The organism is Rufibacter sp. DG15C (genome assembly GCF_001577755.1).
Taxonomy (GTDB): domain Bacteria; phylum Bacteroidota; class Bacteroidia; order Cytophagales; family Hymenobacteraceae; genus Nibribacter.
Window position 1 is genome coordinate 2,807,888 of record NZ_CP010776.1, and the last position, 13,294, is coordinate 2,821,181.

The 13,294-nt window shown below is 50.1% G+C and carries 13 protein-coding genes; 5 read left to right on the forward strand and 8 right to left on the reverse strand.

Annotated features, from left to right (window positions below; genetic code table 11):
* The first annotated feature begins 332 nt into the window (after window positions 1–332).
* The 4 genes from ccoG (at window position 333) to TH61_RS12050 (ending at window position 4,001) form a co-directional block, all read left to right on the forward strand.
* Window positions 333–1,733, forward strand: coding sequence for a cytochrome c oxidase accessory protein CcoG (gene ccoG / locus TH61_RS12035; protein ID WP_066509580.1), 1,401 nt, complete (start codon window positions 333–335; stop codon window positions 1,731–1,733).
* A gap of 163 nt (window positions 1,734–1,896) precedes the next feature.
* The gene (locus TH61_RS12040; protein WP_066509582.1) at window positions 1,897–2,370 is read left to right on the forward strand and encodes a FixH family protein; all 474 of its coding nucleotides are present in this window, start codon (window positions 1,897–1,899) and stop codon (window positions 2,368–2,370) included.
* 75 nt (window positions 2,371–2,445) lie between these two features.
* Complete coding sequence (locus TH61_RS12045) at window positions 2,446–3,078, forward strand: sulfite exporter TauE/SafE family protein (protein WP_066509584.1); 633 nt, start codon at window positions 2,446–2,448, stop codon at window positions 3,076–3,078.
* Between the two features lie 29 nt (window positions 3,079–3,107).
* A complete protein-coding gene (locus TH61_RS12050; RefSeq protein ID WP_066509585.1) occupies window positions 3,108–4,001 on the forward strand; it encodes a universal stress protein in 894 nt (297 codons plus the stop codon).
* Window positions 4,002–4,116: 115 nt separating this feature from the next.
* Here the strand turns inward: TH61_RS12050 and TH61_RS12055 are convergent, their stop codons facing one another.
* The 3 genes from TH61_RS12055 to TH61_RS12065 all read right to left on the reverse strand — a co-directional run bounded on the left by TH61_RS12055 (window position 4,117) and on the right by TH61_RS12065 (window position 6,417).
* On the reverse strand, window positions 4,117–4,563 hold the full coding sequence (locus TH61_RS12055; RefSeq protein ID WP_066509586.1) for a DUF5655 domain-containing protein: 447 nt from the start codon (window positions 4,561–4,563) through the stop codon (window positions 4,117–4,119).
* Window positions 4,564–4,678: 115 nt separating this feature from the next.
* The gene (gene lepB, locus TH61_RS12060) at window positions 4,679–5,779 is read right to left on the reverse strand and encodes a signal peptidase I (protein ID WP_066509594.1); all 1,101 of its coding nucleotides are present in this window, start codon (window positions 5,777–5,779) and stop codon (window positions 4,679–4,681) included.
* 269 nt (window positions 5,780–6,048) lie between these two features.
* Window positions 6,049–6,417 (reverse strand): DUF1456 family protein, encoded by a 369-nt coding sequence (locus tag TH61_RS12065; protein ID WP_066509596.1) that lies wholly within the window; start codon window positions 6,415–6,417, stop codon window positions 6,049–6,051.
* A 158-nt stretch (window positions 6,418–6,575) separates the two neighbouring features.
* Between TH61_RS12065 and TH61_RS12070 the strand changes: the two genes are divergently transcribed.
* Complete coding sequence (locus TH61_RS12070; protein WP_066509597.1) at window positions 6,576–6,866, forward strand: YciI family protein; 291 nt, start codon at window positions 6,576–6,578, stop codon at window positions 6,864–6,866.
* A gap of 669 nt (window positions 6,867–7,535) precedes the next feature.
* Here TH61_RS12070 and TH61_RS12075 read toward each other — a convergent pair.
* The 5 genes from TH61_RS12075 to TH61_RS12095 form a co-directional block, all read right to left on the reverse strand.
* Entirely contained in the window at window positions 7,536–8,015 is a 480-nt protein-coding gene (locus TH61_RS12075) for a DUF2628 domain-containing protein (protein ID WP_066509600.1), read from the reverse strand.
* A gap of 146 nt (window positions 8,016–8,161) precedes the next feature.
* Window positions 8,162–11,551, reverse strand: a complete 3,390-nt coding sequence (locus TH61_RS12080) for a DEAD/DEAH box helicase (protein WP_066509602.1) — start codon at window positions 11,549–11,551, stop codon at window positions 8,162–8,164.
* 17 nt (window positions 11,552–11,568) lie between these two features.
* A complete protein-coding gene (locus TH61_RS12085) occupies window positions 11,569–12,132 on the reverse strand; it encodes an HD domain-containing protein (RefSeq protein WP_066509606.1) in 564 nt (187 codons plus the stop codon).
* A 130-nt stretch (window positions 12,133–12,262) separates the two neighbouring features.
* Window positions 12,263–12,457, reverse strand: coding sequence for a hypothetical protein (locus TH61_RS12090; RefSeq protein WP_231862213.1), 195 nt, complete (start codon window positions 12,455–12,457; stop codon window positions 12,263–12,265).
* Window positions 12,458–12,718: 261 nt separating this feature from the next.
* Window positions 12,719–13,087, reverse strand: coding sequence for a hypothetical protein (locus TH61_RS12095; protein ID WP_066509613.1), 369 nt, complete (start codon window positions 13,085–13,087; stop codon window positions 12,719–12,721).
* Window positions 13,088–13,294 lie beyond the last annotated feature (207 nt).

Consider the following 13,294-nt stretch of genomic DNA (forward strand, 5'->3'; position numbering starts at 1 on the left):
GACGCAGGAATGCGTTTTGCGCTGGCGCGGAGATTTTTGTTGTAGAGACAACGGCACTGCCTTGTCCCTAGCGTGCATCGGATAAAACGGATGCGCCAAGGGACGTTTTTGGGCTGTTTTCTGGAAAACAGGCCAAAAAAGCTTCATAAATGTTTACCTAACTCGCAACTCATGTTAAAAGGTGAGATAAATCATTTTCAGGGATGATGAAGGCAATGGTATGCGGGGTGGGGGCGGGGTAATTTTACAACAGGTTCAAAGGAGAGGAAACACTTCTGCTTCTGAGCCAGAAAGTACAAGCTCGCTGCCGGGCGCACAACCGGTATGAGACCATGAGTAATATTCTATCAGAGCCTGAAACCTTCCGGGATCATATATCCACGGTAGACAAAGACGGCAAACGGGTGTGGGTGTACCCTAAAAAGCCCTCCGGTAAACTATACCAATACCGCAAGTACGTGAGCTACCTGCTCCTGACCATGCTCTTCACTGGTCCGTTCTGGAAGGTGAACGGTCTGCCGGTGCTCATGCTCAACTTCCCGGCGCGTAAGTTCATCTTGTTCGGGCAGATCTTCTGGCCGCAGGATTTCTTCATCCTGTTGCTGGGTTTCATGGCGTTTGTAGTGTTCATCATCTTGTTCACGGTGGTGTATGGACGTGTTTTCTGTGGCTGGATTTGTCCGCAGACCATTTTCATGGAAATGGTGTTCAGGCGCATTGAATACTGGATTGAAGGCGATGCCCCGCAGCAAAAAGCGTTGGACCGCGCGCCCATGTCTTTTGAGAAGGTCTGGAAGAAGACGGCCAAGCACACGCTGTTTGTGCTTGTGTCCTTTGTGATTGCCCATACGTTCCTGGCCTACATCATTGGAGTTGAGGACCTCTGGCAGATTGTGACAGACTCTCCTGCTAACCATATGGGTGACCTTGTTTCGCTTATTATGTTTACTGGAGTGTTCTACTTTATCTTCTCCAGGTTTAGAGAGCAGGTGTGTACCATTGTCTGCCCCTATGGAAGGTTGCAAGGAGTAATGCAAGACAAGCAGACCATTACGGTAGCCTATGACTACCAGCGCGGCGAACCCAGAAGCAAGCTGCGTAAAAACCAGATTCGTACGGAAGGAGATTGCATTGACTGCCACCAGTGCGTGCAGGTCTGCCCGACGGGGATTGACATCCGGGACGGGGCTCAGCAGATGGAATGCATTAACTGCACCGCCTGTATTGACGCCTGCAACAACATCATGGACCTCATCAACAAGCCGCACGGCCTGATTAGAATGACGTCTGAGGAAAGCATTGAAGAGAAGAAGCCTTGGAAATTGACCCCTCGTGTGAAGCTCTACACCACCATTCTAGTATTGTTGATGTCAGCCTTCGGGACGTTGCTGGCCACCAGAAGCAACGTGGACGCGACCATTCTGCGTACGCCGGGCATGTTGTACCAGAATACGGAGAGCGGTGGCGTCAGCAACCTTTACAACATCACAGTCATCAACAAAACAGACATTCAGATGCCTATCACCTTGAAGCTCATATCACCGAAGGGCACCATCAAGGTCATCCGGAATGAGTTGGTGTTACCGAAGCAAGGTTTGGTAGAGGGCGTGTTTTTTGCTGAAATCCCAAAAAACAGCCTGGAATTGGCGAGCTCAGAAATCACCATTGGCGTGTACAGCGGCAACCAACTTCTCACCACCGAAACCACTAAGTTCCTGGGGCCAGGTCATTAATGTGCTATTTTTTGATTTGAAGATTTGGAGATGTTCAAATTTGAAAATGTCACTAAATATTAAACAAGTGAGCAAATCGCAAATGACATAGAAATGCTTAAAAGAAGTCTTGCGTCTTGTGTCTGACATCTTGCGTCTTCTAAAATAACTAACGTTTACTAAAATGTCTATCCATACCAATACCCCCGCAGTACCAAAGAAGTCTCTTCTTCCTTACATCATCATTTCGGCGTTTCTGCTGTTCATCTGCTACATAGGCATGCTGGTGTATGGCACCATGCAGAGCGACGTGGACTTGGTAAGCAAGGACTATTACGCCAAAGAACTGGCTTACAATGAGCGCATGCAACAGTTAAGCCACGCGCAACAGCTAGAACAGCCCATCCAGATTATTGCGGCACAGGCGGCAGGTCAATTGGTGGTGCAGTTCCCCGCAGAGCTAAGGAAAGCCACGGGGTCGGTGTTGTTTTTCAGGCCTTCTGACGTGACGCTTGACTTTGAGGTACCTTTGAAACTGAACGCTGACGGTTTGCAACACTTCACTACCGGCTCCCTGACCAAAGGGCTATGGCGCGTGCAGGTGGTGGGCAAAGTAGGCGACAAGGAATATTATCAGCAACAAGACGTAACGCTCTAAACCATGTGGTGGGCTGGATTGGTCATAGGTTTTATCAGTAGTTTTCATTGCGTAGGGATGTGCGGCCCTATTGCAATGGCGCTACCTGTTGGCAGGGGTACCGGCGCTTCCTTTCTGGGAGGCCGGCTCCTGTACAACATAGGCCGACTTACTACCTATGTAGTGTTAGGTGCTGTGGCTGGGGCTATTGGTTCAACCTTGAACCTGGCGGGCTGGCAACAAACGCTGTCCATAGCCTCTGGCGTCATGATGCTTTTGTTGGTAGTGTTACCCGCCGCTACTTCTAATAAAATAAACCGCTGGTTGGGCACCGAAAAATGGTGGAACGCCCTAAGAAAGGCCATGGCCAAGCACTTCGGGAATGGGTCGCCAAGAGCCTTGTACCAGATTGGCGTCTTGAACGGATTGTTGCCGTGCGGGATGGTGTATTTTGCCTTGGCCGGGGCCATCAGTGCGCCGGGTGTGGGCGGAGCCATGTTGTATATGGCCATGTTCGGGCTGGGGACCATTCCTTTAATGTGGCTGGTGTCTCTGTCCGGTAAAATGATTCAGCCCAAGATGCGCTACTACATGCGCACCGCGGTTCCGTATGTGGCCGGATGTCTGGCCGTCTTGTTCATTCTTAGAGGCCTTAACCTGGGCGTACCCTACGTGAGCCCGCAACTGGTGACTACCACCTCTGAGGTTTCGGTTTGTCACGTTCCTTAATCAGAAATATACCTATCAAAAAACAGACTATGAACTCGCTAAGAATTCTACTTCCTTTCAATTTCACAGACGCCTGCGTGACCGCTTTGCGCTATGCGTACCAGTTTGCCGACCACATAGGTGCAGACATTACGCTGTTGCATTGCACTGGCGCTTTGCAACTCACGCCCACCTTTGAAAGCCAATTGGTGATGCGTCTGAGGAGCTTCGCGGAGCGCCATGCCCGCCAAGTTACCGCTGGCATAGGCACCGAACCTCTTATTGAATGCTCCATCAAAGAAGGCGATCTAAGAAAGCATTTAACCCAGCTGGTGGACGAGTGGGACATTGACATGCTGGTGTCCCCGGCAGACTATCTGCTGGCTGGATTGGAGCAGCAAGAGGTAGTGGCCTTGCCCGAGTTAGTGAAGTGTCCTATTCTTTTAGTGCCAAGCAACGCCGTTTTTCAGCCGTTAAAGGAGATTGTCTTCAGTCTGGACGTAACAGATACCAATGAGGCCGTCATGAAACGCGTGCAGAAGCTGGCCCAGAAGTTCAATGTGCACCTTACGCTGTTGCACTTGCACAGCCAGCTAGACGGCGTGAGTTTCTGCCAGGTGAAGAAGGCCGCCGCCACGCTTAAAACGGAATTGCCGTACCCCAACCTGGACATTGTCTGCCAGGAAGAGGATGATTTGCTGGAAGGCCTGAACAGTTTCTCCGGAAGAGCTACGCCAGACTTGTTTGTGCTAGCCACCAGAGACACGCACCTGTTACAGGAATACTTCTCTAGTGATTACCGCAAGACTAGTCCCGGCCATTTGCGCACGCCTTTGCTCAACCTGTACCAAGCCAGAAAGACCCCTTGCTCAGCCAGTTGCCGCCATTGCAACCATGAGGTGAAAGAAGAGGATACTGCGGCAAAGGCTGGTTTGGCTACCTAGCGTGTTATCATATAATAGCGTTTTTGGCTTGTTTTTCAGGAAACAGGCTAAAAACGGCAAGTCCCGACAGTGCGTTAACTGGCGGGACTTGCCGTTTTTATAGAGCATGCATGGCTTATTTTTCAGCCTTGGCTAAATGAGTTGCACCTTTTAAGGCGTCTTCTTCATAGGCCATTTTCATGTAGTGCATCACTTCCTCATTTACGTCCTCGGGTTCATAAATCCTGAGCCAGTGGTTGGTTTGCTTTTCGCCTACGTGGCCAATCTTATGAAAGCACAGCGTGTCTGCGTAAACTTTGCTGAGCGGTATGTACACGTCCAGGAAGGTGCGGCCCATTTTGTAAATCATGCAAAAGCGGGTGTTCTTGGCCAGCGATAACATAGACTTGGATGGATGAATTCGGAAGTCTCCGATGGTGCGGTACTGGTCCAGAAAATGGTGGTACAGCGCAAGTACTTTCTCAGGTTTGCCGCGCAGAAAGTCGGCCTCGGTTTTGTCCAGGCAAGAGTGGGCTTGGTTGGTTCTCAGGAACTGTTGGGTGCAGATTTCGCAGGTCCACATGGGCGTGAGGTCGTTTTTGGGGTATTTTTTGGAAAGTAGGCCAAAAACGGCACTTCCGCAAGAAAAGCCGGTGGCTAGGTTTTGGTAAAAATGCCAGCCATTTAACTAAAGGAGCTTAGTTTACGGTATGCATCAAGCGGTTCCATCTAATCTTGTCCGTGAGGCTGGCTGTGGAGTCAGCGGACATCCAGATCAGGACGGCTTTGCCTACAATGTATTCTTCGGGCACAAAGCCCCAGTACCTGGAGTCATTGGAGTTGTGGCGGTTGTCGCCCATCATGAAATAGTAGTTCTGCTTAAAGGTGTAGTGGGTGAGTTCTTTGCCGTTCTGGTAGAGCCTGCCGTTCCTTTTCTCCACCTTATCATTATGCTCGTACACCCTTATAGCTTTTTCATACAGGGGCAGCGTGGCTGGCGTGAGGGCCACCGTGGCGCCCGCTTTGGGAATGTACAGCGGCCCGAAATTGTCCTGGTTCCAGGCATGCGTGGCCGGCGTCTGCGGAAACACCTGCACTTCTGGGGTGCCCGGCGCTGCTTTTAAGGCCACCACCTCTTTGATGAAGTCAAAGGAGCGGAGCTTTGCCGCCGTTTCTGGCGAGGTATGCACATAATAACCATCCTGCGCGGCCATCACCTCACGTATGCCCTGCTTTTTGAAGAATCTCTCCTGCACGTAGCCATCGGTTTTAAGGTAATAGCTGAATTGTAGCTTGGCGGGGTCTTCCTGGGCGGTTCCGTTAAGATATACTTGGCCGTCTTTGATCTGGAGGGTGTCTCCGGCCACGCCTATGCACCGCTTTATCAAGAAGGTTTTCAAATCCACTGGTCGTTCCTCTTCCTGGGGGTGGTTGAAAACGACGGCATCATTGCGTTTAACTTCAGAAATGCCTGGCAGACGGTAAGACGGCAACTGAATCACCTCTGAGAAGGAGGGAATGTTGGTGCCCCAGAGCGTCTGGTGGGTAAGCGGAGCCTGCAGCGGAGTCATGGGCGTGCGCGAACCGTAGTGCAACTTGCTTACATACAAATGGTCTCCGGTGAGCAGCGAGCCTTCCATGGAAGAAGTAGGAATGGCATACGCCTCAAAGGTCAGCCACCGGATGATGGTGGCGCAGACTACTGCAAACATGAGAGCGTCGCCCCATTCCCGCACCGCAGATTTCTTGACTTTGGGAGCAGTAGTTTTGTCTTTTCTTTTCCAGAAATATTGGGCCATGGAAATGCGTGCTAAGTACAACATTAGAATATATAATAAAACTATATTCCAGTTGGATTATTGTACACAGACGTCTCTTTAACACATAGTAAGCGTGGCTTAGGGTTCAATTGCTGTTCCCATATAATGGCTGATAGTGTCCAGTTTATCTAACCGCCTTTCATATAACTACGACAGCACTCACAGGTAAAGGACAGGCGTTTTTAGCTTAGTTCCTGGAAAACAGGCTAAAAACAAAAACCACAGCGTTGGGGCTGTGGTTTAGTGCTTTATCTCTTACTTCTGAAAGGCCGTCTATCGTCTTCTCTTGGCTGATCCCTGCTGTCCTCACGGTTTCTGCCGCCGTCCCGGTCCTGGCTATTTCTATCTCTGGGAGCAGAAGCTGGCTTCTGTGGTTGGTCTGTACCTGCTTTTTTGGGTTCCATGGGCCCGCGCATGTGAATGACTAGTCCGTTCAGGAAGTTGCGCAGCAGTTGGTCGCCGCAGGGTTGGTAGTTGGGGTGGTCCTCCTTCCGGAAGATGGCGCCCAACTCACTCTTGGTGACGTTGAAGTCTACCAGCCTGAGGATGTCTATGATCTGGTCATCGCGCAGTTGCAAGGCCACGCGTAGTTTCTTGAGGATATCGTTGTTGGTCATAGGCGTTTATCAATGGGCCGTCTTTGGATAGTACGGCAAATGGGGCATTCTGTAGATAAAGGATAAAATTACGGTTTCTTTTCAGCTTTCTACTGAGAGGCTTTATTTTAGGATGCCCCCGTTTTTCTCTACTTTTAGCTTCTTAATTAGAACTGACTATGACACAATACTTAGTTACCGGCACAGATTTCACCACCGAGGGCGCCTTGGACCACCGCATGGCCATCCGGCCCCAGCACATTGACATGATGAAAAACCTGAAGGAAAGCGGCAACTTTCTCTTGGGTGGCGCTTTTCTAGATGAGCAAGGCATCATGCGCGGCTCCTCTTTGGTGTTGCAATTTGAGACCGAGTCAGACTTGCAAAAGTGGATGTCTGAAGAACCGTATATCCTGAACAAAGTCTGGGAGACGGTGGATGTAAAGCAGTATAAGATTGCCCAGATATAAACAGTTTGTCGTTTTTGGCTTGTTTTCTGGAAAATAGGCCAAAAAACTTTTATAATTAGACCTTTTTTGTCCCCCTTTGAAGGGGGTAGGGGGATGACGTACGAGTTCTGAGTCGCTAGTCCAGAGTTCTGAGTCTAGAATCCGGAGTTCAAAAAAGCCTTTATTTTCGCCCGCCGTTGTTGGTGTTCTCACCAACGACCTTAATTTCCGTTCAAGCCTCTACCTTCCAACACCGTCCTCCCCAATCCTCCTTCCTTGCTTTCTATTAGCGTTTGTCACTTTTCTCCTTGATGAGAAAAGTAACCAAAAGAATCAAGAAGAAAAGAAACTCGCTGCCGCTCAGACAGCTTTTCTTCATTCTCTGCACCTGGCGAGCGCTATTCATCCATAGCCCGCTTACGCTTCTGCCAATTGAAAAGCTACTACATCTCCCTCCCATGCTCCGGGCGCACAGCCAGGGCTGCCCTGCGCAAGGTCGGTCGGCTATCAGATTGCTAGGAGAGACGTTGCAATGCCTTTCTGAGCTGACGCGGTGCATTGTAGAGACAATGGCACTGCCTTGTCTCTCACGCATTGCCATCTGCTTCATCTATAGAATTCTATGAGGGATTAAGATGCTCGTTTTTCGCCTATTTCCCAGAAAACAGAACAAAAACGGAGACGTAGCTTTTACTGGCCCATCAATAGCAAGACTAGCAACATCACGGCAATCACAATATGCGGGATAAAGGTGACGCCGCCTTTCTGGCTGAGTAGTTCAAGGGCGGTGTCTTCGTTGGGCGTGGCGGCAATGGCTTTGTCAACTTCGCGCTGGGCCTGGCGCATGTAAAAATAGTTGGCCAAAAAACCCGTCACCAATCCCCAGAAAAGCATAGCGCCTCTTTCATACCAGAAGGCATTTACAGCGGTGATGAATTTCTGCTCCAGCAGGTAGTTTAACAGGATGGACTGACCAACCACCACTACCAGCAGAAACAGCGCAAAGCGGTTCATCTTGCGGTAAAGCAGCCAAGGCAGACCCAGAAAGAAGGCGTAGAAGTTGAAGGTGAACTTTCGGCCGGCCTGGTACTGCTCCAGCTTGTCATAATAGTAGTCATGACTCTGCCCGAAATAGGTGCGGTAGTATATCTCTTTGTCTTCTTCGGACATGGTACTCAATTCTGAATTAGGTAAACAGTTAGCCTGATTGAATGTAGATGGCTAACCCAGCTATAAAGGTAACGAGAAACGAACGTTTCTCGCCTACTTCATAGCAGCCAGAAACGCAAATCTGCTAAAAGGAACGTGCCGCCAACTTAACTCACCAAGTGCAGCAGGTCCTGTTTGGAGAGGGTGTCCAGAAACGGCGCGTCTGTTTTAACCAGGTTCTTAGCCAGTTCTTTCTTGCCGGTCTGCAAGGTCATGATTTTCTCCTCAATGGTGTCGGGGCAGATGAGTCTAACCGCTACTACGTTCTGGTGCTGGCCAATGCGGTGCGCGCGGTCAATGGCTTGGTTTTCTACGGCCGGGTTCCACCACGGGTCTACCAGATAGACGTAGTCGGCGGCGGTGAGGTTGAGGCCGGTGCCACCCGCCTTCAAGCTAATCAGGAAGACCCGCACCTCAGGCTTGCTCTGGAAGTTGTCTACCTTACTGCCGCGCTGGGTGGTCTGCCCGGTTAGGTACTCAAAAGGAATGTCGCGCTTCTCCAGCTCTGGCCTGATGAGGTCCAGCATGGACACGAACTGCGAAAACACCAGTATCTTGTGATAAGGGGCCTTGTTCTCAATCTGCTCCAGCAAAGCTTCAATTTTAGACGAAGAATCGCCATACGAGGCATCATCAGGCAAGAGCGCCGGTGAGTTGCAAATCTGCCGAAGCTTGGTCAAGCCCTTGAGTACGTGCATGCGGCTTTTTGGCAAGTCGTCTTCTGGTTGGCCTAGTAAGAAATCACGGACTTCCTTGGCGTGGCTCTCATAGACCTGACGCTGTTCCAAGCCCATCTCGCAGTAAATGACCATCTCTGTTTTGTCTGGCAATTCACTGGCTACTTGTTCTTTGGTGCGGCGCAACAAAAAGGGCTGGATTTTCTTCTGCAAATCGGCAGCGCGCTTGGTTTCCTTGAACTTGTCAATGGGCGTGGCATAATGGTCCCGGAAATAGCGCTTGTCGCCCAGCAGGCCCGGGCACGCGAAGGATAGTTGCCCGTACAAATCCATGGTGTTATTCTCCACGGGCGTACCGGTGAGCACCATGCGGTTTCTGGCCTGTAGCAATCGGGCCGCTTTGTAACGTTGGGATTCTGGATTCTTGATGGCTTGACTCTCGTCCAGGAAGATGTAATGGAAGAGCACCTCCTTCAGGGCTTTTATCTCAGACAGTAAAGTGCCGTAAGATGTCAAGACCACGTCTACCAAGCCAAATTCCTTTCGGCCACGCTCTGCACCATAGAAGGTGTGCACTTTTAAGCTAGGCGCGAATTTGGCCAGCTCCAGTTGCCAGTTGAACAACAAGGACGTAGGCACTATCACCAGATGCGGTCCCGCTTGCCGTTTGGTTTTGAGAACCAGCATAAACGCAATCACCTGAACGGTTTTGCCCAAGCCCATGTCATCTGCCAGGCAGCCACCAAAGTTGAGGTCATCCAAGTGGTTGAGCCAGTTGAGGCCTTGGTGTTGATAGGTGCGTAAGGTGGCCTGCAATTCTTTAGGCACGGGTACTTGCGGCAACTTGGCTTTGGGTTGCATCTTCTTCTGCAAGCCGGTTAGCTCCTTTTTGACCTCGGTAGAGAGCACTTCATCTTCATACAGCTCCGTGATGTTGGCAAACTGTACTTTGGGCGTGCGTAACTGTTCTTCCACTACATCGCCTAGCCTAAAGTAGCGCGCCAAGCGGTCTATCCATTCCTGGGGAAGGATGCCTAAAGTGCCATCGTCTAACTGCACGTAGCGCGTCTTGTTCTTGACGGCCTTGGCCAGTTGTTTAAGCGAGGCTTTCTGTTTGCCGTAAAGTAAGTCAATGTGGGTGTCAAACCAGTCAATGCCGCTCTCCATAGAGATGGACAGCGTACCTTTGAATGGACTGAATTTGTTGCCCTGCAGTTGGTTGAAGCCCAACATGGTGATGCCCTGGCTTCGCCAGTTGGCAAACGCCTCCAGAAACCATTCTTCATTCAAGAACTGGTCCTTGTGCAGGTAAAAACTGCTCTGTGTGAGTTGGTTTTCCAAGTCTGGGTGTTCTTGCAGTACCGCGCGCAGAAACGAAAGCTCTGTGTTCTCGTCCCTGGTCACCGTGAATGGTTTCCCACGTGCGTCTGTGGCATAAATCTGCTTCTTGGACAATATCGGTACCTCTGCCTCACCGTAATGAATGGCCGGCGTGAGCAGTACGTAGGGCATGGACTCTGACAGGTACAAGACTTTCTCAAATGGCTGGTCGAAGCCTTGTTCTTTTATCTGTTTGGCGGTGGCGGGCTGCAGGAATGTGTAGGTGATTTTGATTTGGTGCTCCAGGTTGGCCAGCACCTGCACCCTGAACTCCTCAAACTTAGAAGCATGCAGAACCAGTTGGTTGTGGTGCTTTTTGAAAAACTCGATGACGCGCAAAACGCCTTCGTCCTCTACCAGGTACAGCGTATTTTTTAGGTGCAGGAAGTAGTTGAACTTGACCTGCAAATCTGGGAAGTCATAGGCTTGGTCTTCTACCTGCAGATGCCCCGTTACCTCATAAAAATCGTTTTGCAAATGCACCGTCAGCTGTAAGTTTACCGGCAGAGTTTTCACCTGCACGGGCGTCAAGGCGCTGGCCGTGACATTGGGTGATTTGTCAGTGTCGTGCCAGTAGAAATCCAGGTGCAAGGGGTTTTTTAGAAGGGCTTTTAAAGCCTCCAGATCTGCCGAGGTCCTGACTGTGTTGTAGTTGTTCTGGAACTTGGAAATGCCGCTGAAAAACTTGAGCTCCTCAGGGTTCTGAGTCTGCCACAGGAAATCAAACGGCGCCAGGGCTTTCAACGGATTCTTGATTTTGCCGTCCCTGGTCAAGGGCGCTTCCATCAATTCCAGGTGCAAATGGTTGTAAAACCGGTGCTTGCCCATGACCACTATTTGCCTAACTCCGTCAGCCGAATTAGGTGCTACGGGAAGCGACGGGGCAGATGGCGCTAATTCTTCGGCAATGAACGCACTGGTGAAGGTATGAATGGGAAACAGCTCCTTGCGACGCGGTTCTATGTGCAGGGTTTTGTTGCTGTACTCCAGCTCAAAGAAGGAATCCAGGTTGGGTTCGTTCTCCAGACCGTACGGCACAGCGGCCTTCTGTAGTTTCTGGTGCCGCAGAGCTGAGTCAAAGAACACGCGTATTTCCTCACGGTACAACAGGCACTGCAGCACCTGCACTTGGTGCGTGCAGAGTTTGTCTTTGGGTGCGGGACAGGCACAGTCCAAGCCTAGACGCTGGTCCAGTTGCCGCACCACCACAGGTTGAAACACGATGCTGCTAAACGGATTGACAAACGACCCAAAGTCTACTTGAATGGACAGAGGATGGATGTCTACATAGCCCCTTGATTCTGGCAACACGCGCTCGGCGCTATGGGCTTCCAGCCAGTCAAACGTGAGCGCGTTCAGGTCCACTTGCTCAATGACAAATTCAGAGGCAGAAGAAGACGCAGGTACGTGGTTAACCGGTTGGTCAGGGGAGGAGGTCATGCAAAAATGAGGTGGTATTAAGAGGCGCTTTGGGGCAAGGGCGTGAGTTGAAGTTCCTCGGCGTGAGCCTGCAAGGTGCCAATGATGAAGGTGATATGCTCGGTTAAATCAACGCCCAGCATCTCAGCACCCAAACGTACTTCGCCGCGGTCTACGGAGGCCGCAAAGCTGGCTTGCTTCAATTTTTTAAGAACAGATTTGGCTTCCAAGCCGTCCAGCCGCTGGGGTCTTACCTGCGCACAGGCCACCACAAAGCCGGTTACCTCGTCACAAGCTAAAAGCGCTTTGTCCAGAAGGGTATCATAGCTAATGCCCCAATGGCTGTAGTGCGCCGAGATGGCATGGGCCATCTCTTCTTCGCCCTTTTCTCTGAGCAGCTCCACAATCACGTGGGGGTGACGGTCTGGGAAAGCTTCATAATCCGCGTCATGCAAGAGGCCAGTATTGCCCCATCGCTCTTCGTCCTGATTTAATTTCTGGGCATAGGCGCGCATGACCAGTTCCACGGTGCGGGCATGGCGCAACAGGCTTTCGCCTTTGGTGTATTCCTGTAATATCTGGAGGGCTTCTTCTCTTAACATAATTGTAGTGACCAATAAATACTAAGTAGTGGCGATTGATGAATGAATAAAAATGATTGGACAGAAGTTAAAAATTAAAAGTTAATCATTGTTCATTTTCTATTAATCATTATTCACTGCTCAATATTCATTAATGATGATGGTGATGGTCATCGTCCTCAGGATTATGGCGCAGGTTTTGGATGGTGCCAAACACAAACAGTACGGCCCAGCAGAGGTAGAGGTAATTGAACGACTCAATGTCTTTGCCCAGGAAATGTAGCAGCACGTGGGCCAGCAGAGACATGATAATCCCGGTGAGCGCTATGAACTGGAACGAGTTCATAGCTTTAGGATTGAATACTTTAGACCATTCCATAAGGTGTCTTCAAAAGGTGGTAGAGGCTGGCGCTGCCAAATTGAGTATACGGGAATTCCTGATAGCAGAGATGCCAGCGTAGTTTCCCTGCAAAGGTAGGCAAATACGAAGAACTGCCGGTTATCAGAAAATCTAGAGCCGACAATATAAGTAAAAGAAGCGTCCCCTCGTTTTTGGCCTGTTTTCCAGAAAACAAGCCAAAAACGAGGGGACGCCGACTGTTTGAGTTTATCTGCCTAACGAGGCCATTACTTGGGTAGGCTGCGTGAATTCTCTTCTAGATTCTTTAAAGCGCTTGTATTGCACATACTGCTGCGCGTTCAAAATCCTAAAGATGCGTTCATGGTATTCCTGTTCCAGTTGGCTTCGCTTTAAATCTTCTTGGCGTTGGGTAAGCTGGGCGGCCTGCTGCTGCAACGTGGCCAGCTTGGTAAACCGTTCGCGGTTGTATTTGTAGAGTTGCACCGCGTCTGCTTCATTGAGTTGTAAGACTGAGACCATTTCTCTGGTCAGTTTATCGGCGGCTTTGTGTACTTGGGTGATGGGCGTTTGGGCCTGGGAGAGGTTGCTTACCAAGAACAAAGAAAGCAGTAGCATATAAAGAGTAACTCTGTGCATAGGAAAGGATTTGTCTGTTGCTGTAGTTGTTTTGCCTGGTTGGGCATGTCAGGTGAATATACGCTGGCACGTATATTCTGGTTTTTACATGTTTCTAAGCAACTAATTGAATTATAGTAAGATGTGAGGTTAGATAGGTGTTATAAGGCACAAAAAAAGCCCCGCTTTTTGGGCGGGGCTTAAAAA